We start from the raw sequence: 21,419 nt of genomic DNA, 5'->3' as shown, positions 1-21,419 counted from the left end.
AAGAACAGCAAACACCCGGTCAAAAGACCGGGTGTTTGTAATTAATTTTTCCGTTTGACGGATGTGACATTGGGCAAGCGACTGAGCCTTGCCAGCACTCGACTGAGATCGCTGAAGCTGGAGACTTCTATCCGCAACGACATATCAACCGTGTTTCTGTTTTTGTTGGATTGCGTCTGCATGGCGCTGACATTGATCTTTTCCCTATCCAACAACGCTGTAATATCCCGCAACAATCCATGACGATCGAAGGCTTCTATAGAAACATCTACTGAATAGGACTGCTCAGGTTTCTCCGCCCAATCAACTTTGATAATTCGCTCTGGCTCATCTGCCACAAGTTGCAGAACATTCGGGCAATCCTGGCGGTGAATCGAAACTCCCCGGCCAAGAGTGATGTAACCGGTAATGCTATCACCAGGGATCGGCTTGCAGCATTGCGCGATATGGGAGAGCAGGTTACCCACGCCGTCGATGTAGATATCAGACGCGCCCTGATCAGCCGAATAGGCACGCCCCACCAGAGAAATAACCGGCTCTGGTTTATCGACCTTGAACAGTCTCTGCGCGACATTAACAACCCGGTCAACGCTTAAATCACCTGTACCTACAGCGGCGTAGAGGTCATCCAAGGTTTTCAGATTGAGCTTCTGCGCGAGCTGCTGATAATCAATATCCTCCACCGCCAAGCGCATAAATTCGCGATCCAACAGGACCCGACCGTCCGCGATATTCTGTTCGCGATCCTGCTGTTTGAACCATGCCTGCAGCCGGCTGCGCGCTTTGCTGGTGGTAATGTAGCCCAATGCAGGAATCAGCCAATCGCGGCTGGGAGATTCCCGATTCGACGTGAGAATCTCCACTTGATCCGCGGTTTTAAGCGGCTGGTTGAGAGGCACGATTCGGCCGTTGACCTTCGCGCCCTTACAACGCAGGCCAATATCCGAGTGAATACGGAATGCAAAATCGACTGCGGTTGCATTTTCCGGCAGATCCACCACGTGACCGTCCGGCGTGAAGACATAAATGCGATCCTGTTCGATACCCCGCGGCAGGTGATCGTCCCACGGGTTGCCGCCGACCTCTTCGTGCCATTCCAGCACTTGTCGCAGCCACTCGATCTTCTGCTCATATCCGGCAGAGCCGCCTTCCTGGTCGCTCTTTTTATAACGCCAGTGAGCACAAACGCCATACTCGGCTTCTTCGTGCATGGCGCGAGTGCGGATTTGCACTTCCAGCACCCGATTATTCGGTCCTTTCACCGCAGTGTGCAGCGATCTATAACCGTTCTCTTTCGGGTTGGCGATATAGTCGTCAAATTCGTGCGGGATGTTTCGCCACAAGGAGTGCACCACCCCTAATGCGCGGTAACAATCCTGTTCGCTGGAGACGAGAATGCGAACCGCGCGAATATCGTAGACTTCCGAGAAGCCGATATTTTTGCGCCGCATTTTGCGCCAGATGCTGTAGATATGCTTGGCCCGGCCATTGATTTCTGCGCCCTCAATACCTTCTTTAGCCAGCGCTTCCTTCAGCGCCTGGATGACGTTATCGATATAGACCTGACGGTCAATACGCTTTTCGTCGAGCAGTTTGGCAATGTATTTGTAGTCGTAGGGGTGCAGATAGCGGAACGAGAGATCTTCGAGCTCCCACTTGATATGACCAATACCCAAACGGTGCGCCAAAGGCGCGTAGATATCGGAAACTTCGCGGGCAACCCGCTGGCGTTTTTCGATAGGGGCGGTTTTGACCGCACGAATCGCACAGGTCCGCTCGGCCAACTTGATCAAGGCGATACGAACATCGTCCACCATGGCAACCAGCATTTTGCGAACATTGTCCGCCTGCTCGCTGCTTTGGAGGCCTATAACCGTGTCACTGGAATGGTTTGAGATGGTGCTGATGGCCGCCATACGGGCGACACCACTGATCAGCTTGGCAACGGTTTGGCCAAATTGACCCTCCACGTCGTCCAGGCTGAGTTTTTTCTCTCTAACACTTCGATAAAGAACCGCTGCCACGAGGGTTTCATAGTCGAGATGCAAATCCGCCAGGATTTCCGCCATCTCAAGACCAGCACTATAAGAAGAATAGTTCTCCCCCCAACCCGTCAGCTTGTCTCCCGGAAGATGCTCAACCGATTCCGCGAGCACAGCTGCCGCTTTTACGGGCTCAGACGCGGCGGGATCGATTTGCGCCAAGCTGATCAACCGGGTTGTCCAGGCGTCGATATCGAATCTGCCATCGGCAGTGAGAGGCCGATCCTCTCTGACCTTTACCATGACCTAACAAACCCCATTGTTTCAATCGTGATGCTAGTTTGAATCGTTGCACTAGCTTCAATTGTGATACTAAACATTGAACAAACCAGAACTTAGGTATCGATCACCGCGATCACAAATAATGGCCACTATCACCGCGCCATTCAGTGTTTGGTCAAGCTTCAAAGCAGCCGCTACTGCGCCACCTGATGAAACACCACAAAAAATGCCTTCGGTACGGGCCAGCAGTCGCATGGTGTTCTCTGCCTCAGACTGACTGATATTCAGAACTTGATCGATATTCTGATCATCAAAAATGCTCGGTAGATATTCGGGAGGCCAACGTCTGATGCCCGGAATCGCAGCGCCGTCTTCAGGCTGAAGTCCGATAACCTGAATGGCGGGGTTTTGTTGCTTCAAGTAGCGAGAAGTTCCCACAATTGTGCCGGTGGTTCCCATCGAACTGATGAAGTGGGTGATTCGACCTTCCGTTTGACGCCAAATTTCCGGACCCGTGGTCTCAAAATGAGCAAGCGGGTTGTCCGGGTTGGCAAATTGGTCGAGGACCTTACCTTTGCCTTCCCTCTCCAGCTGCTTGGCCAAATCCCGTGCACCTTCCATGCCCTGTTCTTTGGATACCAGTATCAGCTCCGCCCCATATGCCAGCATGGACGCTTTACGCTCTTCCGTTGCGTTATCCGGCATGATCAAAATCATCCGATAACCCTTGATCGCCGCTGCCATTGCCAAGGCTATGCCAGTATTACCGCTGGTCGCTTCGATCAAACAATCACCTGGTCGAATTTCACCCCGCGCTTCAGCGTGGCGAATCATGGACAAAGCGGGACGGTCTTTTACAGATCCGGCAGGATTATTACCTTCCAGTTTCAGCAGAATGGTATTGGCATCACGCCTTCCCAAACGTTGCAATCTGACCAGAGGGGTATTGCCGATAAAATCTTCAATGGTGGGATAGTGAGGCATGTAATGGACTGGGATAACTGGCATTAAAGGAGCCGTATTCTAGCTCGGATTATGTTATCTTGAAACGGCTCTGACGGCTGCCCGCTTCCTGCCGGATCCAGACTTGAAATAAAAAATATTCGTTGCCGCACAATTTTGCCTAAAGGATTTCTGCTCACGGCAAACGACAAATTAGAACGACCGTGTAATTTTTCATCGGACCGACCAATGCTTCACACGCGACCTTTTACACGCCGAATCATTCTGCTTGGGGTTTTTCCTGTATTCATTGCCGCAGTAATACTGGGCGCTGGGTTCGTTATTTTACAAAACCAACTAGTCGCATCATTGAAAAATGAAACTGCAATCATGGCCAAAGAAGCCATGTTGCCCCTACTCAAGAATCCTGAGCACACCCAAGAAGAACTTGTCAGTGCAGCGGAATTGCTGCTGAATATAGAAACCATATCGCATTTATCGCTTTATCACACCATTCCTCTGCGTCACGCCAATCAGCAATCCGCGCACCATTTCTCGCGCCCAATAAAATCCGCTTATAAGTTGGATTTTTTGGATACTGAAACGAGTAAAACGATCGCCAATACGGTATATACCGTCATACCCTATAAAATTAACGATCAAACCAGTTGGTTAGTCGTTGGAATATTGAACGGACCATTCACGATTCCCCGATATCAGGGCGCCATCATATTAATGGCGGTAGCCATACTCGTGATTTTAATGACTCTGCATTTCGGCTCGCGTCTTTATAACGAGGTCACAACCCCGTTAAAAGAAATTTTGAATGATCTGCGCCAAGCCATCAGCAACCACTCAGAAATTCCACCAATCAATAGTAAAAATCAACTTTATAACGAGCTGATCCTGGCACTGAACGAAATGATTGCTATGCAGCAATCCATTCATGAAGAAATGCAAAACAACGTCGACCAATCGACCAAAGAACTTCGCGAGACATTGGAAACTGTTGAGATCCAGAATATCGAGCTGGATATTGCGAGAAAAAATGCCCTGCAGGCCAGCCGAGCAAAATCGGAATTTTTGGCTAATGCCAGCCATGAGCTTCGCACACCGCTTAACGGCATTCTCGGCTTCACCAGTTTGCTCCTGAAAACCAATATCTCCAATCAACAAAAAGATTATTTAAGCACCATAGAACAGTCCGCCCAGGGCCTGCTCACGGTTATCAACGACATTCTCGATTTTTCCAAATTGGAAACCGGTCAACTCTCTTTGGAATACAAGCCCGTTTATTTACGCGAGCTAATCGAAGAGGTTTTCGCAATTTACGCACCTCAGGCTCACGAAAAAAACATGCGCCTGGTTTCCATTATCAACCACAATGTTCCGCGCAATCTTTTGGGAGATCCTCAGCGGCTGAGGCAAGTGATAACCAATTTGGTATCCAATGCCATTAAATTTTCTCACAACGGCAACATAGTTGTCAGAGCCATCAGTCTGGGAGAAATGGACAATCAAATCGAAATCAAAATCAGCGTCGCCGACAGTGGTATAGGCCTGACGGAAGAGCAGCAGCAAAATCTGTTCTCCGCTTTCGCCAAAGTGGATAACAGCGACAGTCGCTTCCAAGGCGGCACAGGGTTGGGCTTGGCGATTGCCAAAGGCTTGGTTGACCGCATGAAAGGCGAAATCGGCGTTGAAAGCCAGTATCAAAAAGGTTCCACCTTCTGGTTTACCGCTCGCCTCGGCATAGATCGCCAGAGAATTTCTCAATCGCCTTTTGTCAATTCACTCTACGGCCTTAACGCACTTGTGTTTGATTGCAACGCTGTTTGCCGAATGGAAGTGACACACATGCTGTCCAATTGGGGAGTCAGCTTCGTTGAGGAAAGTAATTTCAACAATATTCCGAACGTAATTGCCGCCAATCATCAGGACCGCCCCACCGATCTATTAATTCTTGATGCCTATACAGAAGAAAATAATTTTGACAGAGAAAGATTACTCACCGGAATTCATAGAATTCGCATGACTTTCAAAATTCCGGCCATCGTTTTGGCTCCGCCGGCGATACAGCGGATTTTGCAGGATGATATGGCAGGCTTGAATGCGCAGATCGTCGTTCGCCCAATTGTGCACAACCAGCTTCATCAAGCCATGTGCAGCATGTTGAATATCAGCAATCGCCATCCAGGCAGTACACCAATTTCAATTGAAAACAATCTTGCATCGCCGAAGCACATCGGAATTCGCATTTTGGTCGTCGATGATAATCCGGCCAATCTCAAACTGGTGTGCGAATTCCTCCGCGGCCTTGGTGTCGATGCCAAAGCCACCAGCAGCGGTTACGAAGCGCTTGATCTCGCAGAAAAAGAAACCTTCGATATGATATTAATGGACGTGCAAATGCCTGGCATGGATGGCTATGAAACCACTAAACTTTTGCGCAGCCGGGAAAAAGAAACTCGAACACCCATAGTTGCGCTAACTGCTCATGCAATAAATGAACAAAAAACCCAGTTGTTGCTCGCAGGCATGGATGATTTTCTCAGCAAGCCGGTTGCCGAGGAAGATTTGCAGAGATTAATCGAACGCTGGGTAACACCGCGGATTACTGAAGAAAATGAAAGCTCGGCAACTCCAGATCCAGAAATAGCAACCTCGCCTGTAATTGCCGGCGAATCGAGCTCATTTGAATTTACCGAAAAACCTTCACGCAGTGTTTTTGATTGGTCGGAATCCATGCGTTTGGCTAAAAACAAGCCCGATTTAGCCACGGACATGTTAAAAATGTTGCTGGAATCCCTACCTGAGACCGCAAAAAAAATTGCACAAACCATGGACGACCAGGATTGGCAAGCAATGCTGGAAGTTGCTCACAAGCTCCACGGCGGCTGCTGTTATTGCGGTGTACCCGCACTCCGCAAAGCAAGCAAAGAATTGGAAATAGCCTTGCACAATAAAGAATATTCTTCCATCGACGACCTGATAAATCGCCTGCTGCAAGAAATTCGCGCAGTACTAAGCTGGAGTGAAGAGCATGATATTGACGTTCTATTTGCCGATTATGATGACTAGCAGGGTTAATAAATCTAGCGGAACAAATCTCGGCTTTTGAGCGGCTTTTCCCCTATCAAGGGAGACAGCGCAGCGCGGGTGATAATTTTGGCGGAGCGCAAAATCGCTTCGTCGGAAAAATCGCGTCGGTCAATAGCGGACAAATGATGCCCCGGAATCGCCTCGCCTGAATCCTGACCGCACTCGCAAAAACCATGGCCTGCACGATAAAAATAAAAGCGCTCTTCGTTAATAGGCTGCCCAGTTTCGCTAGAGTCAAAATCCACTCCGAAACCCAACTGTTCCAACAGGAATAATTCCAGTGACCGAAGAACACTCTCCGTTTGCTGGTGCGAAGGGTTTGCTTTAAGCGCCTGAACGGCTCCGCTATAAAAAGAAAACAATGGCGGAAATGGTTCATCTGCTTGCAACACACGCAACAGCAACTCGTTAATATAAAGACCGCAAAATAATGAGTGGCCAAGCAGGGAAAAAGCGATGTGATTGGTTAATTCGCAGGAGCGCAAGGTTTTCAACTCACCAGAGCCAGAAAACTCCAGCTCCAATGGTTGAAATGGTTGATATTTTGCGCGATCTCTTTTGCCTGGCGTTCGGCCAACCGCTCTAATCAACCCGTCGTGCTCAGTAAAAAAATCGATCAGTAGACGAGAATCTGTGTAGGGGCGAACATGCAGGACAAACGCATTCTGCATAGATCCCCCATGATCACTCTAAATAACCGAGATTGCGCAGCGCTCTGTCGTCATCTGACCAGCCGGTTTTAACCTTGACCCAAAGTTTCAACATCACTTTTGTGTCAAACAATTTCTCCATATCGACCCTGGCTGCCTGACCTATAGATTTCAAGCGAGAGCCACCTTCGCCGATGATGATGCGCTTCTGCCCTTCCCGCTCAACCAAAATGAGCGCGGATATATGGAAAATCCCTCTCTCTTCCTTGAACTCTTCAATATCAACAGTTACTTGATATGGGAGCTCTGCGCCGAGCTGGCGCATGATCTTTTCTCGCACCAATTCCGCAGCCAAAAATCTGGAGCTTTTATCGGTGATCTGATCGGGAGGGAACATATGTTCTCCCTCCGGCAGGCGTTCGCGAATGGCTTTTTCCAGTTCATCCAGATTCAGATTTTTTAACGCGGACAACGGAATAATCGCAGCTGGCTGCAGCCGCTCATTCAGCTCAGCAATATAGGGGATCAGGGTCGACTTATCTTCGATCTTATCGGCTTTATTGATCACCACAAGGACATTGTCATGCTGGCCCTTTAACTTCTGCGCCACCATTTCGTCCTCTTCCGTCCAAATCAAACGATCGACAACGAAGAGAACCACATCCACGCCTTGCGTTGCCGAATTGGCCGCACGATTCATATAGCGGTTGACCGCATTGGATTCTTTTTTGTGCATCCCGGGCGTATCGACAAAAATCATTTGCACATTGTCGACTGTTTTCACTCCCGTAATATTGTGGCGAGTTGTTTGAGGCTTGCGCGACGTAATGCTGATTTTTTGCTGAATCAAATGATTGAGCAGAGTCGACTTGCCAACATTGGGCCGCCCTACAATCGCGATGTATCCACAGTAGCTTTTATCATCGCTCATAATTTCTCTCCAATTTCGCCAACATCAAAAGCGCTGCTTCTTTTTCGGCGCTTTTTCGGCTGGGCGCCGTCGCAACAGTAGGCTCGGGCAATAATGTCACGGTACAACTCACGGTGAATAACTGATCGTGAGCTTCGCCATCAATACTCACCACGGAATATTGCGGCAGCGGTTTTTTGCGCGCTTGCAGCCATTCTTGCAGCTGACTTTTCGGATCTTTTTCTCCGGTCGTGAGAGACAGGTCATTAAGACGATCCTTAAACCATGTGGATACACATCGTTTTACCGTATCCATACCAGCATCAAGATAAATAGCCCCGATAATGGCTTCCACTGCGTCTGCCAAAATCGACGGGCGGCGAAATCCGCCGCTTTTTAATTCTCCCTCACCAAGATTCAGGTAACTACCCAAATCCCATTCGCGCGCGATCTCCGCCAGAGTATCGCCGCGCACCAATGCCGCTCTCAGACGACTGAGGTCGCCTTCCGGAGAGCTTGGAAAATGAAAATACAGCAACTCGGCGATTGTGAAATTCAGAATGGAATCGCCAAGAAACTCCAGCCGTTCGTTATGCGAGCCGCTGAAGCTTCTATGGGTAAGGGCATGATTCAGTAAGGTGTGATCGACAAATGAGTAGCCAATTTTTTGGCAGAGGACTTCGAAACGGCTATTTTTTTGCACTGTCTTTTTCACTAATAGAACAACATTTGTCGGGCTGAGAGGAATCCAATACGTTGTTAAACTTCAATACCAAATCGATATTCCGCGCAAACGGGATTCTGGTTTCATAGGCAACGGTAATGATGGTTCGGTCTTGTTTGCGCTCAACCGCCAACGCCTTTGCCGCTTCACCGCGCACATTGTTGATGGTATAAAACTTATCCAACTCCTGCCGAATCGTATCTTTGCTCAAATCCTTCAGGTCATCGGGATGGCCTTCGGCGAGACTTTGCAAGGCTTCCACAATGTAATAGTTGTCGAGATACACCGGGCCGAGCTTATAAAAGCAGGTTAGAAAAAAGCCAAAACTGGCGAGCACAAATAATAAAAGAAGGCTATTCATACCGAGTTGTTTATTCTTATTCATAACTCTATCTCGTTAAAACCAGATTTCGAACCTACTTAATCGCCCCTGCCCTCCCAAAACTTGGGAGCCCCTCATTCCAGTGCATCCACACTGCAAAGGCCTTACCGACGATATTTTTATCCGGTACAAATGGATCTGGCCAAACTCGGCTATCCAAACTATTGTCCCGATTGTCTCCCATCATGAAATAGTGACCTTCAGGCACAATCCAGGTCCTGTCATTCCACGATCTACCGGCAGTTGGACATTTTCTCACCAAATGTTTTTTCTCGTCTATGGTCTCATTAACAATCTGATACCCAGACCAACATGCAGAGCCGTGACGGTTCACAGGATCTTCCATCAGCAATTCTTGTGGTAACGGCTCGCCATTTACGTAGAGAACATTGTCACGTATTTGGATTATGTCTCCCGGCATTCCAATCAATCTTTTAATGAAATAGCGATCTTCGTGAGGAGGGAAAAACACCACCACATCACCACGTTGAGGAGACCCGAGATCGAGAATCTTGGTGCGAAATACCGGCAAGCGAATACCATAGGTATATTTATTCACCGCGATAAAATCACCCACCTCAAGCGTAGGCACCATGGATTCAGAGGGAATTTTAAAAGGCTCAATAAGAAAAGAGCGCAATACAAAAACGATTGCCAATATAGGGAAAAATGACTTGGAGTATTCCACAAGCACAGGTTCTTTGGCGGCCTTTTGCCTTGCAGCAATATAACCTGAGTCCCCCTGTCGCTGTTCTTCGCTTAAGTGGCCGTGACGCTGCTCAACTTCCGCAATCGCTGCCTTGCGCGACTTTGACCAGAATAGGATATCGATCAGCCAAACCAACCCGGTAAAGGCAACGGCCAGCATCAATATCAGCGGCAAATTAATATCCATGACTTGTCCTCTTAGCTATCGACCTTCAATACCGCCAAAAATGCTTCCTGCGGAATCTCAACCTTGCCGACCTGTTTCATGCGCTTTTTCCCTGCTTTTTGCTTCTCCAACAACTTTTTCTTACGGGTTACGTCACCACCATAACATTTCGCGGTCACGTTTTTGCGCAGCGCTTTTACCGTGGTACGAGCGATGATTTGCCCGCCGATCGCCGCCTGGATCGCGACATCGAACATCTGTCTTGGAATCAGATCCTTCATTTTCTCCGTCAATGCGCGTCCTTTATAGTGAGCTGTTTCGCGGTGAACAATCAACGCCAGGGCGTCGACTCTCTCCCCATTGATCAAAACATCAAGACGCACAAGATTGGCGCTTTGGAAACGCAAAAAACTGTAATCGAGTGAAGCGTAGCCGCGACTGACCGACTTTAACTTATCGAAAAAGTCCAATACCACTTCGTTCATCGGCAATTCGTAAGATACCGACACTTGGCGGCCCAGATACTGAATATCTTTCTGAACCCCTCGTTTATCGATGCAGAGCGTGATGACCGAGCCTAAATATTCTTGCGGAACCAGAATATTGGCTTGAACGATCGGCTCGCGCATATCAGAGATTGTGCCGATCTCGGGCAACTTGGAAGGGTTGTCGACGTAAACCACTTCGCCGTTGTTTTTGACCACTTCATACACTACCGTCGGCGCAGTGGTGATCAGATCGAGATCATATTCACGCTCCAGACGCTCCTGAATGATCTCCATGTGCAGCATGCCCAAAAAGCCGCAGCGGAAGCCGAAACCCAAAGCGTCGGAACTCTCCGGCTCATAGAACAGTGATGCATCATTCAGAGTCAGCTTGGCCAGAGCGTCGCGGAAGCTTTCATAGTCATCGGAGCTGACTGGGAACAAACCGGCATAAACCTGCGGTTTTACTTTCTTGAAACCAGGCAATGACGGTACATCAGGGGTAGAAGCATGAGTGATGGTATCACCTACCGGCGCACCTTGAATGTCCTTGATACCAGCGACGACAAAACCTACTTCACCCGCTTTCAAACACTCCAATTCTTGTCTTTTGGGGTTGAATACGCCGACGCTATCGACCAGATGCGCTTTGCCAATAGACTTGGAGATGATCTTATCTTTAACCTTCAGGGTTCCTTGCTTCACCCGGACAAGCGATACGACGCCGAGGTAATTGTCGAACCATGAATCAATGATCAGTGCTTGTAAGGGAGCGTCGATTTCCCCTTTTGGTGGAGGAATGGATGCAACCAAGCGTTCCAATACGTCGTCGACGCCCATTCCAGATTTTGCGCTACATCTTACTGCATCAGTTGCATCAAGCCCGATGATTTCTTCGATTTCTTGCGCAACTCGCTCAGGATCTGCCTGCGGCAAATCCATCTTGTTAAGAATTGGGATGACTTCGAGGCCTTGCTCTATCGCGGTGTAACAGTTGGCAACCGACTGAGCCTCTACACCCTGCCCTGCATCAACGACGAGTAACGCCCCCTCGCATGCCGCCAGAGACCGGGAAACCTCATAGCTGAAGTCCACGTGCCCAGGGGTATCAATAAAATTAAGCTGATAGGTTTTATTGTCACGCGCCTTGTAATACAGGGTGACACTATGGGCTTTGATGGTGATTCCGCGTTCGCGCTCCAGATCCATGGAATCCAGGACCTGCGCTTCCATTTCCCGATCGCTAAGCCCTCCGCACATTTGGATAAAGCGATCCGCCAAAGTGGATTTTCCGTGGTCGATGTGGGCAATAATCGAAAAATTGCGGATGTGGCTGAGATCGGACACTGATTCTGTAACCCGTTGATTTTAGAAGTGTTTTTTAAAGCTTAAAAAGTGCAAGCAATTTGGATGCGCAAGTCTACAGTATTTGCCCGGCAGGCGTCACGTTCAGCCTCCGCCGGCAACCTATTGCAGTTCAAGCGCTTTGGTATTGACGTCTGGAATTTTTCTTAAGACTACAGGCTCGAAAAAATCCGCAGTAAAGCGGGTACGAAGAACGAAACGAGAGGTAGATAAGCCAAGGCTCAGCCCGATCAAACAAACCACTACGGCAAGAATGGGAGCAAGAGCCATACTTTCGCACAGCCAAATAGAAACAACAAATGACAAGAGAGGAAGTCCATAAGCCAGTAAGGAGGCTGCGACTACAGCTCCCTCTTCTATCCCTATTTCGACTTGATCTCCAATCTCCAAATTTAGAGAGGATTCATCAAGCCGGGCGCGAATATCCGTTGACCTCCCTATCAGACGGCTCATGAGCCTCTGACCACAACCGGCGCTAGCCCGGCATGCATCACAAGCCGAAGCTTGTATGGTCGACACCCATACCGAACCATCTGCCGGCATCAGGCGCGTCACCTGCCCCTTTTCGATCAACACCTCAACGTCCCCCCGCGGCAGGAGAGATTGACGAAACCACTTGCTGAGCTGTTGCAAAGGGTACTTCCCCTACCAGAACAACCCCGAGAGGATGTGCTGTAGTGGATACGATTGACATTAGTGCGGTAGTCGCCCCCCTTCGCGCCATTCCCTGCTTAAAGCTCGACGCATCAGATAAGGGCTTGATAAACAGTGTGAAGGAAGCAATTCCGTCAGTGTAGGTCAACACATCGCCTTCACTATCCGAGTTAACGTGGGACACGACAAATCCTGGAGGCAACCAGCCCGCTCGCCAGATGGACGGCGCTTGCGGCAGCTTTTCGCAGGGCAAATTTTTACCATCCAATTTGGCGTGGTTTGTTCCGGTTGGAGAAATATCCTCCTCTTCAACCTCGGAACCCACTTCTAATTCGGTGAACTGAAAACGCTCAATCGCGCTTTTGTTGGAAACCGTCGTCAGAGACATAAGAGGTAAGCCCGACTCACGATCGACCGCCAAGGTCATGCCGTAACGATACTCATCCTTAGGTACCGCCTGGACAACTTCCGCATCCCGCCCAGCAATTCGATCTCGACCACGAATATAAAAGTGATAACTCTGAGAAAGACTTACAGCGCCACCCATTTGATTGATCAGACCACCGCGCAACAGAAAACCACCAGTGGATACACAGTTCTTGTCCCGGCCACCTCTGACAAACTCGCGCTCTGGACCGTTTAAGTGAGTGATGCGCTCATATTCCACGCCTTCGCGCACTATATGAACTACCTCCAGGGTTTCCAGTGTCGTCCCGAACTCGTAGGTAAAGCGACCTTTATAGTTCTGCTCTTGCAAGGCTTTGGATGCTCGCTCGAGCAATGCATCAACAGAAGTCATCACAGACTCCTGAGCTTGCGCAGTTAAACAGGGAAGAGAAAAAAGAGCGACACAAAAAAGCCGCGTTATCTTAGAAAACACGGCATATCCAGAGCGATGGCGAACCATTTAAGAAAATCCAAATAAAGAAAATCGAGCACTATCGAGGCTGGTGGTCGACCTGCATTTTGTGCACCCGAGCAAATGGCATAATGCCGAGGCTGCCATGCACGCTCGCCCGCTCTGCATGCTGAATCAACAATCGGTTCAACATTTCCTGCGTAGCGTAATCAGTAATGTCATCCACATAAGCAGGCATAGGCACGCGGACTTCATTAGCTTGGGACTGAAACGAACCCGTGGTCAGGCCGACAGTACGCGCTTCCGGCAGTGGTAGCTCAAAACCTATTGGCGCCTGAGCAACGACTGCAACGGGTTCTGCCGCCGCAGGGGTATTCGGCTGCCCTGCGATCTGCGGCGCAACACCATTCTCTTTGGAACTGCCTAAGTAATGAAAACCCATCACCAAGGTCGCGGCAAAAGATGCAGCTATAGCACTTTTGCTCACCAAATCTTTAAATCCGGAGATCTTTGTTGCGGAGTAAGAGGGATCTTTACGAGTTTCGACCGAAGTGGTCTCTTCCGTCAACCCGGTAATGCTGCCAGATACAGAAGCTGCCAATTTTTCAGTTTCGGAGGCTGTTGCCAAATATTCGCCTCGCATAACCGCTCCGATCATATGGTAGCGACGCCACCGCTCCATAAGCTCAGGGCGCTGTTCCATACTGCGCAGAATTCTATGGATCTCCAACTCGCTGGCTTCGTCGTCGACCATAGCGGATAGAGATTCGAACAACTGATCGGAAGAGTTCAAAGTCATTGTACTTGTCCAGGTTCGGTTTTTTGAAAATGACGATCAGGTCACTTAGTTCATTAAAGGTGCAACGTGACGGTCGACGGCCTCACGCGCTCTGAAAATTCGGGATCGCACAGTGCCTACAGGGCAATCCATCACTTCTGCGATCTCCTCGTAACTCATTCCTTCCATTTCCCTTAATGTCAGCGCAGTGCGCAGATCTTCTGGTAATGCTTGGATAGCTTTATAGACCACCTGCTCGAGCTGATCTTTCATCAGCTCATGTTCCGGCGAGGTAATGTCTCTCAAGCCATCCGCACCGTTCAAAAACTCGGCATCATCTACATCTATATCGGTTGCCGGTGGACGACGTCCTCGCGACACCAAATGGTTCTTCGCAGTGTTAACAGCGATGCGATAGATCCATGTATAGAAGGCACTATCGCCACGGAAATTTCCTAAGGCGCGATAGGCCTTGATAAACGCCTCCTGCGCGACGTCATGAACTTCCGCCGAATCCCGCACAAAACGGCTGATAATTGCGGTAATTTTGTGCTGGTACTTGAGTACCAACAGGTCAAACGCACGCTTATCACCTTGCTGGACACGCGCGACGAGCTTCTCGTCCGTGTCCTGCGCGGGCGGTTTTAACATTCCGGAATCCCCAATCTTGAAATCAACAATCTTTGCAGAGTTCGGTAGCGGCATCGTGTCACCCATGTAAGCCATCAGTCAAAACCGTGGCATTGTGGTTTGTGCTTCGCCAGATTTTGTGAAGCTGGCGTATTCCGATGACACACTAGACATGATCGACGCAAGAAAAGTTCAACCGAAGCTGATCAGCCCGCGAATCGATGGCGTAGAATATCAACAAAAATTGTACAGGCAAGGAACATTCGTGACCCAGACAGATATCCATAATTGCGACGTATTGGTTATTGGCTCCGGTGCGGCAGGTTTAACCTTGGCCCTTTCTCTGGCCAACGCCGCCCGCGTCACCGTCTTGAGCAAAGGCACCCTGACATCCGGCTCGACTTGGCACGCTCAGGGCGGTATCGCCGCCGTTCTGGACACAGAAGATTCTATTGAATCTCACGTGGCAGACACACTCGCAGCCGGTGGCGGACTCTGTCACCCTGACGTAGTGGAGTTCACTGTAAAAAATAGCAAAGCTGCGATTGATTGGCTGGTCGATCTCGGAGTGGATTTCACGCGCAGCGAAGGTTCCGAAGAGTTCCATCTCACTCGCGAGGGTGGCCACAGCCACAGACGCATAATCCATAGTGCAGATGCAACCGGTAAGGCGGTCCATACGACTTTGCTGGAGAAGGCGCAAAGCAATCCGAACATCACTCTGCTCGAACATATGATCGCGCTGGATTTGATTCGCCAGCCTGACCCGCAAAGCCGAAAACTGCGCTGCGTAGGTGCCTACGTCTTTAACCGCAACCTGGACAAGGTTGAGTGTTTCACTGCCAAAGCCGTTATTTTGGCCACTGGCGGTGCCAGCAAGGTTTATCTGTACAGCAGCAACCCAGATAGCGCGAGTGGTGACGGCATCGCCATGGCTTGGCGCGCCGGCTGTCGGGTGGCAAATATGGAATTCAACCAATTCCACCCCACCTGCCTCTACCACCCCAGTGCCAAGTCGTTCCTCATTACCGAAGCGCTGCGCGGTGAAGGAGCCATTCTCAAACTGCCGGGCGGCGAGCGCTTTATGCCCAAATTCCATGAGTTGGCCGAGCTAGCCCCCCGCGACGTGGTGGCACGCGCAATCGACCACGAGATGAAGCGCTTGGGCTCGCAGTTCGTCCATTTGGATATCAGTCATAAGCCCAAAGAGTTCATCATCCAACACTTTCCTACCGTGTATGAGAACTGCCTGAAGTACGGCATAGATATATGCACCCAGCCTATCCCCGTGGTTCCCGCAGCTCACTACACCTGCGGCGGCGTCGTCGTTAACACCAACGGCGAGACCGACCTCAAAAACCTGTACGCCATTGGCGAGACGTCCTTTACGGGCTTGCACGGCGCCAACCGCATGGCCAGCAATTCGCTACTAGAGTGCATAGTGTTCGCCCAGTCCGCAGCCCAAACGATTCTCACCACTCTGCCCGACACTGCCCCGCCAGCTGCTCCCAAAAGCTGGGATGAATCCCGGGTGACTGATTCCGACGAAGATGTGGTGATTTCCCACAACTGGGATGAATTGCGGCGCTTTATGTGGGACTACGTTGGCATCGTCCGCACCCATAAACGCCTCGAGCGCGCCAAGCACCGCATTGAGTTGTTGCAGCAAGAGATCCACGAGTATTACTCCAACTACAAGGTCAGCAGTGACCTCATCGAATTGCGCAATTTGGCCATGGTTGCCGAATTAATCATCCGCTCCGCCATGCAGCGCAAAGAAAGTCGCGGCTTACATTATTCGTTGGATTACCCGGATACGTCGAATTTGGCTATAGATACTATTCTTGTACCGGGAAATTTTGCCGATCAAAACATAGTGGTGAGCCATTAGTGATTAATTCGTAATCGTTAATGTTCTGGCGGCAAAATTTTTTTTAAGAAAATTTAATTTTGGTGTTGACTCTATACAAAGCTATCCCTAATATACGCGGCCTCAGCGCTACTACTGCTGAAGACAGCGCGCTCGTAGCTCAGTTGGATAGAGTACCTGGCTACGAACCAGGCGGTCAGAGGTTCGAATCCTCTCGAGCGCGCCATATTAGGAAAGCCCGCATATTGCGGGCTTTTTCATTTGTATTTGCGGCTCACCATTATTTTAAATTGACTGCTATCAGCAGCTCGACATGGAGCCTCTCTCATGCACTATAAAGCCTCTCCTCTGCCAGCCAAAAAACGCATTGCGTTGATCGCTCACGACAACAAAAAAGACGAACTCACCGAATGGGCCGTAAATAACGCATCCGCCCTGGGCGCGCACGAATTATTTGCCACAGGAACGACCGGTTTTGTGCTGGAAAAAAAATTAGGACTGCCGATACACAAATTTATCAGCGGCCCTCTGGGAGGCGATCAGCAGGTCGGCGCACGAATAGCGGAAGGTTTTATCGATATCCTGATTTTCTTTTGGGATCCTTTCGAGCCTATGCCGCACGATCCGGATGTCAAAGCGTTATTGCGACTTGCGGCAGCCTGGAACATTCCCGTTGCCTGCAATCCCGCCTCGGCGGATTTTATTCTGCAATCTCACTGGATTGATAAAGCCTATAGCCGGCAAATTCCAGACTACGACGACTACCTATCAGATCGCATTCGTACACTTGAATAATTAAAAGCTCGGCAACTTCTCGATGGGAAAATTATCCCTTTAATGACTTGGCAAAACCTCGAGAAAGTTGCCGCTCCGCACTATTTAAAGCCCCCATCAGTTTTTCACTGGCTTCTTTGTCTTCCGCATAAATAACAGCGTTATATAAATTCGCAATCATTTTTAATTGCTGACCCAATCCTGGGGCGGTTTGACTTACCCGCATCGCAAACTGCCCTAATGTTTCTTGCGGATAGCGCTCGAATCCCATCTTGGCAATTTTTCTTAAAAGTCGAAACATCATGCGATCTTCGACGCGATGCGCGGGACGAACTCGGGAGAAAAATTGAAATGCGGCGTATAGCGAAAAAATTCCTATACTCACTACAACAAATCCCAGACCGATCCTCCAGGGGCTATTGTTGCCGAACAAATCACTGAAAAGATTTTGCTGACTCTGTCGATCGTAATTTAAAACCCAACGATTCCAACTATAACCCAACGCATCCCAGTGTCTATACAACGCATAGGCAATTGTACTCGACCACCTAACCCGTCCGACCAAATCGCGTTCTTCCACATCCAACGCATCAGCGACTCCCAGCTCGATGCGATTAGGTGCAACGGCCGCTGTAGGGTCAACCGCCCGCCACCCTATACCCTCGAGCCAAACTTCCGCCCAGGCGTGAGCATCGCTTTGCCGAATCAAAAAATAAGATTCCAGATTGTTATATTCGCCCCCCTGATATCCAACAATAATGCGCGCCGGAATGCCGGCGCTGCGCATCAAAAAAACAAAGCTGCTGGCAAAATGCTCGCAAAAACCACGCTTGGTATTAAATAAAAAATCATCCACGGCATCCGGCCCCAATCGAGGCGGTCTCATGGTGTAAACAAAATTATTCGTGAAGAGAGCCAAGGCTCGATCAACCAATTGTTGGTCGGTCAAAGACTGCGCCTGCCATTCTTCAACCAATGCGCGCGTGCGAGGATTGCCTTCCGGTAAATGAGTCAACCATCGCCTATTGCGCTCTGATAAAGCCTGATCTGCAGCTACGGGCTGTCTTGCCGAAATCGCCGAATATTCCGCCTTGTTGACAACAGGACGGCGTGCAAACAACAAACCGCGCTCATCCTGTTCCAACCTTAATTGGGATGAATCTGCGGAAATCAGCGGGGCCAAGGTAAAAAGCCAGCGGTAATGATGCGGCTCGACAATAACGGAATAACGCAACACTTCACCTGGAGCAAATGAGGTATTCGGCGCTCCACCTATAGGACGGGCCAGCAACGCGGCGGTTTGCCAGCGAACTCCGTCGAATTCATCCAACACCAAACCGCGCCAATACAACTGCTGAGCAGGAGGCGGAACATCATTAAAAGCAACCCGAAATGCCACTTCCGGAGATTGCACCAACTCGCCGAGATCACCCATTTCCAGAGTATCACTAAAACCGGTTTTTCCTTTTCCCTGCGGCAAAGGCACCGCCCATAGTGGCCCCAATCGTGGCATGACAATAAATAACACCACCATAAATGGCAGCGCCTGAATAACCAAAGTCCCGCCGATTTTGAAATATTGACGAATTGAAATAGGGCGCGAATAAAAAGCGGCTTGCCACGCAGTCAGCAAAATAAACAGGGAAAATATTCCGTAGATTCCCGCCAGCACGTCCTGCGCGAATAAAAATTGCGCAGCGACCGCTATAAAGCCGATAAACAACACAATAAGCGCATCTTTTTTAGTGCGCATCTCGATTACTTTAAGAATAAACGAGCACACTAAAAATCCGACCATGGGCTCAACGCCGCGAATCCCGGAAAAAGTCACAAAAATCCCGACGGCGCAGCCGATACCCAAAAACAATTTCACCCAGACGGAAGGAAAATACCAACGACCGCGATGGATTTGGACGCGCCAGATCAGCGCAGAAATCCATACCAGCCAGATCCAGAAAGGCAGCTTTATCAGCAGAGGAAAAATGCAGATCGCTTGCGCACCTAGCAACCATAAAAGGTTGCCGCGATGAATCATGTCTTTTTCCAGCGCCGTCAATCTCATGAACGTGCCTGCTCAAATAAAGCAAGCGCCTGCAAGGCTCGCTTGCGATGATCAAGACCTTCTCCCGGTGCTAATTCAAAGCCGGGCAAGCGCATACCAAATTCTGTCTGGCGCTGCGTAAGCTCTATTACCCAATAACACATTTGCGATAGTGCCAGCTCTTGATCTCCGCGGTAAAAATCCGACCATTGCAGCCAGGTGCGGCTGGTTGTCGCATCGCGATATTCCTTGCTCCATAAACCTCGGTCGCGGGCGTATTGTTTCCAAGCGATCTGCTTCGGCGAATCGCCCGGTTTGTATTCGCGAAAACCGGCAAATTCATCGCCCTGTCGACTTTGTAAATGACGGCCCTGCTCCTCATCACCTTCGTAAATTCCTACTGGCAAATCACCAGCGACGGGCGTTGGATAGACCAATGCTTGCGCATCGAATGACAGCCACGTCCAACAGCGCAACAGCCCCATAGGGAAAGTACTTTGCAATAATAACCGACGAGGTTTGAGCCATCCGCGCGCATCAGCTTGGGCGTAGACGTTTTCCAGATGGTCTTGCTGTGATTCGAAATCCAATATCACGGGAGAATTACCAATCCAGTGCGCAGTGACGTAATGAGTCCCCTTCGCATTGTTCGAGCGAAACAACAACCTGAATGCGATTTTTTCGCCAACAAATCCCTCTTCCGCGCTGACGAATTCCACGCGCAAACCCGCCAAATTGTGGTAGGTATTCAAGATGGTCATGACAAATATGCTGACTTGCATGTAAGCCAACGCAAGAATGAGATTGTTTTGATAGTTGGTGCCCAGCAGCCAAATAATGAGCGCCAGAAACAGATAAGCAAAACCGGTGAGAGTGGGAAAAATATAGAGATTTTTGCGATGTAAGCGATGTTGAGCAGAGCGAGGCTGGCGCCGATCAATCCAATTGAAAAACCAATGTTGCCAAATGTTTTTTAATTTTACCGAGAGCATGGGTCTGTCACCTCACGCCAGAACATCGACACTCGTTAATAAATGATCCAGCAATTCTTCTGTTTTATCCCGGCCGTGCACTCTATGACCAACCACCGGCCCCATAACCGTTTGCAAATCTTCCGGCACCACATAAGCACGCCCGTGAATCAGCGCCCAGGCCTTGGCGGCACGCAACCATGCCATAGCGCCGCGCGGGGAAAGTCCATAAGCAAAATGACTGTCACGCCGGGTTCGCTCTACCAAACGCTGCAGATAATCGATCACGGCATCGCTGGCTTTTACATCGTGAGCCTGTTGTTGCAGTTCGTTCAATTGGGCAGTGCTGATCAGGGATTCCATGGTTTTAAGACTGGCTCGAGGATCGTCCCCTTTCAGCAGCAAACGTTCAGACGCGGCGCTTGGATAACCCAGCGTAATACGCATTAAAAAGCGATCCAGCTGCGATTCCGGCAGAGGGAAAGTGCCTGATTGGTGAATCGGATTTTGCGTCGCTATCACAAAAAACGGTTTGGGCAACTGGCGGGTTTCGCCATCGATGGTCACCTGCCCTTCTTCCATGGCTTCAAGCAAGGCGCTTTGGGTTTTGGGCGTGGTGCGATTGATTTCGTCCGCGAGCAAAACCTGGGTAAAAATGGGGCCGGGATGAAAAGTAAACGCATTTAAGCCCTTGTCGAAAATCGAAACACCCAAAATATCGGTCGGCAATAAATCGCTGGTAAATTGCACCCTTTCATATTTCAACCCCAGCACCGCAGCCAAGCACTGAGCGAGCGTGGTTTTGCCCATTCCCGGCAGGTCCTCGATCAGAAGATGTCCTCTCGCCAGCAGACAAGCCAATGCCAAGCGCACTTGCAGATCTTTGCCCAACAGCACTTGGCCGATACGTTCAATCAAAGAATTGATTATGGGATTCATGTGGTTCCTATGGCATCGGCCCTTAGCCTTATCCATGACTTCCCGCGGCCAAGCCGCAGTGCATCCTTAAGTCGACGCTGGGCGTTCTGTTATTGGTTATGGCGAAGCGGATTTTCCGGCTCGGCTATTCGGCTGCGGCTGATGTATTTGGTTCAACCTCAACCTCTCAAGAATAGCCCAATAAGCCGGCCCGATCCGCCAAAGG

General features: G+C 49.7%; 18 protein-coding genes and 1 tRNA gene. 4 read left to right on the top strand and 15 right to left on the bottom strand.

Features of this window, described 5'->3' with window-relative positions; translation table 11 throughout:
- Positions 1-41: 41 nt before the first annotated feature.
- Positions 42-2,285 (bottom strand): GTP diphosphokinase, encoded by a 2,244-nt coding sequence (gene relA, locus DWB84_RS15640; protein ID WP_187410741.1) that lies wholly within the window; start codon positions 2,283-2,285, stop codon positions 42-44.
- A gap of 69 nt (positions 2,286-2,354) precedes the next feature.
- On the bottom strand, positions 2,355-3,248 hold the full coding sequence (gene cysM, locus DWB84_RS15635; RefSeq protein ID WP_187410842.1) for a cysteine synthase CysM: 894 nt from the start codon (positions 3,246-3,248) through the stop codon (positions 2,355-2,357).
- A gap of 207 nt (positions 3,249-3,455) precedes the next feature.
- On the opposite strand from cysM, the gene DWB84_RS15630 reads away from it, so the two are divergent.
- Complete coding sequence (locus DWB84_RS15630; protein ID WP_187410740.1) at positions 3,456-6,287, top strand: response regulator; 2,832 nt, start codon at positions 3,456-3,458, stop codon at positions 6,285-6,287.
- Between the two features lie 14 nt (positions 6,288-6,301).
- Here DWB84_RS15630 and recO read toward each other — a convergent pair whose 3' ends face one another.
- From recO to rpoE, 10 genes are all read right to left on the bottom strand, one after another.
- Positions 6,302-6,979, bottom strand: a complete 678-nt coding sequence (recO, locus tag DWB84_RS15625) for a DNA repair protein RecO (protein ID WP_187410739.1) — start codon at positions 6,977-6,979, stop codon at positions 6,302-6,304.
- A gap of 13 nt (positions 6,980-6,992) precedes the next feature.
- Complete coding sequence (gene era / locus DWB84_RS15620) at positions 6,993-7,889, bottom strand: GTPase Era (protein WP_187410738.1); 897 nt, start codon at positions 7,887-7,889, stop codon at positions 6,993-6,995.
- Positions 7,879-8,571, bottom strand: coding sequence for a ribonuclease III (rnc, locus tag DWB84_RS15615; protein ID WP_187410737.1), 693 nt, complete (start codon positions 8,569-8,571; stop codon positions 7,879-7,881). The genes era and rnc overlap by 11 nt, the downstream gene beginning before the upstream one ends.
- Positions 8,558-8,977 (bottom strand): DUF4845 domain-containing protein, encoded by a 420-nt coding sequence (locus DWB84_RS15610; RefSeq protein WP_187410736.1) that lies wholly within the window; start codon positions 8,975-8,977, stop codon positions 8,558-8,560. Before DWB84_RS15610 ends, rnc begins: the two co-directional genes overlap by 14 nt.
- 31 nt (positions 8,978-9,008) lie before the next feature.
- Positions 9,009-9,869 (bottom strand): signal peptidase I, encoded by an 861-nt coding sequence (lepB, locus tag DWB84_RS15605; RefSeq protein ID WP_187410735.1) that lies wholly within the window; start codon positions 9,867-9,869, stop codon positions 9,009-9,011.
- A gap of 11 nt (positions 9,870-9,880) precedes the next feature.
- On the bottom strand, positions 9,881-11,680 hold the full coding sequence (gene lepA, locus DWB84_RS15600) for a translation elongation factor 4 (RefSeq protein ID WP_187410734.1): 1,800 nt from the start codon (positions 11,678-11,680) through the stop codon (positions 9,881-9,883).
- A 120-nt stretch (positions 11,681-11,800) separates the two neighbouring features.
- Entirely contained in the window at positions 11,801-12,241 is a 441-nt protein-coding gene (locus DWB84_RS15595) for a SoxR reducing system RseC family protein (RefSeq protein WP_255429034.1), read from the bottom strand.
- A 34-nt stretch (positions 12,242-12,275) separates the two neighbouring features.
- A complete protein-coding gene (locus tag DWB84_RS15590; protein WP_187410732.1) occupies positions 12,276-13,151 on the bottom strand; it encodes a MucB/RseB C-terminal domain-containing protein in 876 nt (291 codons plus the stop codon).
- Positions 13,152-13,290: 139 nt separating this feature from the next.
- On the bottom strand, positions 13,291-14,010 hold the full coding sequence (locus DWB84_RS15585; RefSeq protein WP_187410731.1) for a sigma-E factor negative regulatory protein: 720 nt from the start codon (positions 14,008-14,010) through the stop codon (positions 13,291-13,293).
- 45 nt (positions 14,011-14,055) lie between these two features.
- Positions 14,056-14,640 (bottom strand): RNA polymerase sigma factor RpoE, encoded by a 585-nt coding sequence (rpoE, locus tag DWB84_RS15580; protein WP_187410841.1) that lies wholly within the window; start codon positions 14,638-14,640, stop codon positions 14,056-14,058.
- A gap of 244 nt (positions 14,641-14,884) precedes the next feature.
- Here rpoE and nadB point away from each other — a divergent pair, with 244 nt between their 5' ends.
- The 3 genes from nadB (at position 14,885) to DWB84_RS15565 (ending at position 17,284) form a co-directional block, all read left to right on the top strand.
- The gene (gene nadB / locus DWB84_RS15575) at positions 14,885-16,510 is read left to right on the top strand and encodes an L-aspartate oxidase (protein WP_370589732.1); all 1,626 of its coding nucleotides are present in this window, start codon (positions 14,885-14,887) and stop codon (positions 16,508-16,510) included.
- Positions 16,511-16,638: 128 nt separating this feature from the next.
- A tRNA-Arg gene (locus DWB84_RS15570) sits at positions 16,639-16,715 on the top strand.
- Between the two features lie 101 nt (positions 16,716-16,816).
- Positions 16,817-17,284 (top strand): methylglyoxal synthase, encoded by a 468-nt coding sequence (locus DWB84_RS15565; RefSeq protein WP_187410729.1) that lies wholly within the window; start codon positions 16,817-16,819, stop codon positions 17,282-17,284.
- A 31-nt stretch (positions 17,285-17,315) separates the two neighbouring features.
- Here DWB84_RS15565 and DWB84_RS15560 read toward each other — a convergent pair whose 3' ends face one another.
- Genes DWB84_RS15560 through DWB84_RS15550 form a run of 3 tightly spaced genes read right to left on the bottom strand, consistent with a single transcriptional unit; the run spans position 17,316 to position 21,214 of the window.
- Positions 17,316-19,325 carry a DUF3488 and transglutaminase-like domain-containing protein gene (locus tag DWB84_RS15560; protein ID WP_187410728.1) on the bottom strand — a complete coding sequence of 670 codons (2,010 nt, stop codon included), beginning with the start codon at positions 19,323-19,325 and terminating at the stop codon, positions 17,316-17,318.
- Complete coding sequence (locus DWB84_RS15555; protein WP_187410727.1) at positions 19,322-20,296, bottom strand: DUF58 domain-containing protein; 975 nt, start codon at positions 20,294-20,296, stop codon at positions 19,322-19,324. The genes DWB84_RS15560 and DWB84_RS15555 overlap by 4 nt, the downstream gene beginning before the upstream one ends.
- A 12-nt stretch (positions 20,297-20,308) precedes the next feature.
- A complete protein-coding gene (locus DWB84_RS15550; protein WP_187410726.1) occupies positions 20,309-21,214 on the bottom strand; it encodes a MoxR family ATPase in 906 nt (301 codons plus the stop codon).
- Positions 21,215-21,419: the final 205 nt, after the last annotated feature.

This window comes from Saccharophagus sp. K07, assembly GCF_014336955.1.
In the GTDB taxonomy this organism is placed as follows: domain Bacteria; phylum Pseudomonadota; class Gammaproteobacteria; order Pseudomonadales; family Cellvibrionaceae; genus UBA5868.
This window is presented reverse-complemented; position numbering and strand designations above follow the sequence as displayed.

What these genes read in the sequence shown, in the direction of transcription:
- relA (WP_187410741.1), bottom strand. Translation starts at nt 2,285, where the DNA reads ATGGTAAAGGTCAGAGAGGATCGGCCTCTCACTGCCGATGGCAGATTC.
- cysM (WP_187410842.1), bottom strand. Translation starts at nt 3,248, where the DNA reads ATGCCTCACTATCCCACCATTGAAGATTTTATCGGCAATACCCCTCTG.
- DWB84_RS15630 (WP_187410740.1), top strand. Translation starts at nt 3,456, where the DNA reads ATGCTTCACACGCGACCTTTTACACGCCGAATCATTCTGCTTGGGGTT.
- recO (WP_187410739.1), bottom strand. Translation starts at nt 6,979, where the DNA reads ATGCAGAATGCGTTTGTCCTGCATGTTCGCCCCTACACAGATTCTCGT.
- era (WP_187410738.1), bottom strand. Translation starts at nt 7,889, where the DNA reads ATGAGCGATGATAAAAGCTACTGTGGATACATCGCGATTGTAGGGCGG.
- DWB84_RS15610 (WP_187410736.1), bottom strand. Translation starts at nt 8,977, where the DNA reads ATGAATAAGAATAAACAACTCGGTATGAATAGCCTTCTTTTATTATTT.
- lepB (WP_187410735.1), bottom strand. Translation starts at nt 9,869, where the DNA reads ATGGATATTAATTTGCCGCTGATATTGATGCTGGCCGTTGCCTTTACC.
- DWB84_RS15595 (WP_255429034.1), bottom strand. Translation starts at nt 12,241, where the DNA reads ATGCCGGCAGATGGTTCGGTATGGGTGTCGACCATACAAGCTTCGGCT.
- DWB84_RS15590 (WP_187410732.1), bottom strand. Translation starts at nt 13,151, where the DNA reads ATGACTTCTGTTGATGCATTGCTCGAGCGAGCATCCAAAGCCTTGCAA.
- DWB84_RS15585 (WP_187410731.1), bottom strand. Translation starts at nt 14,010, where the DNA reads ATGACTTTGAACTCTTCCGATCAGTTGTTCGAATCTCTATCCGCTATG.
- rpoE (WP_187410841.1), bottom strand. Translation starts at nt 14,640, where the DNA reads ATGTTAAAACCGCCCGCGCAGGACACGGACGAGAAGCTCGTCGCGCGT.
- DWB84_RS15565 (WP_187410729.1), top strand. Translation starts at nt 16,817, where the DNA reads ATGCACTATAAAGCCTCTCCTCTGCCAGCCAAAAAACGCATTGCGTTG.
- DWB84_RS15560 (WP_187410728.1), bottom strand. Translation starts at nt 19,325, where the DNA reads ATGAGATTGACGGCGCTGGAAAAAGACATGATTCATCGCGGCAACCTT.
- DWB84_RS15555 (WP_187410727.1), bottom strand. Translation starts at nt 20,296, where the DNA reads ATGCTCTCGGTAAAATTAAAAAACATTTGGCAACATTGGTTTTTCAAT.
- DWB84_RS15550 (WP_187410726.1), bottom strand. Translation starts at nt 21,214, where the DNA reads ATGAATCCCATAATCAATTCTTTGATTGAACGTATCGGCCAAGTGCTG.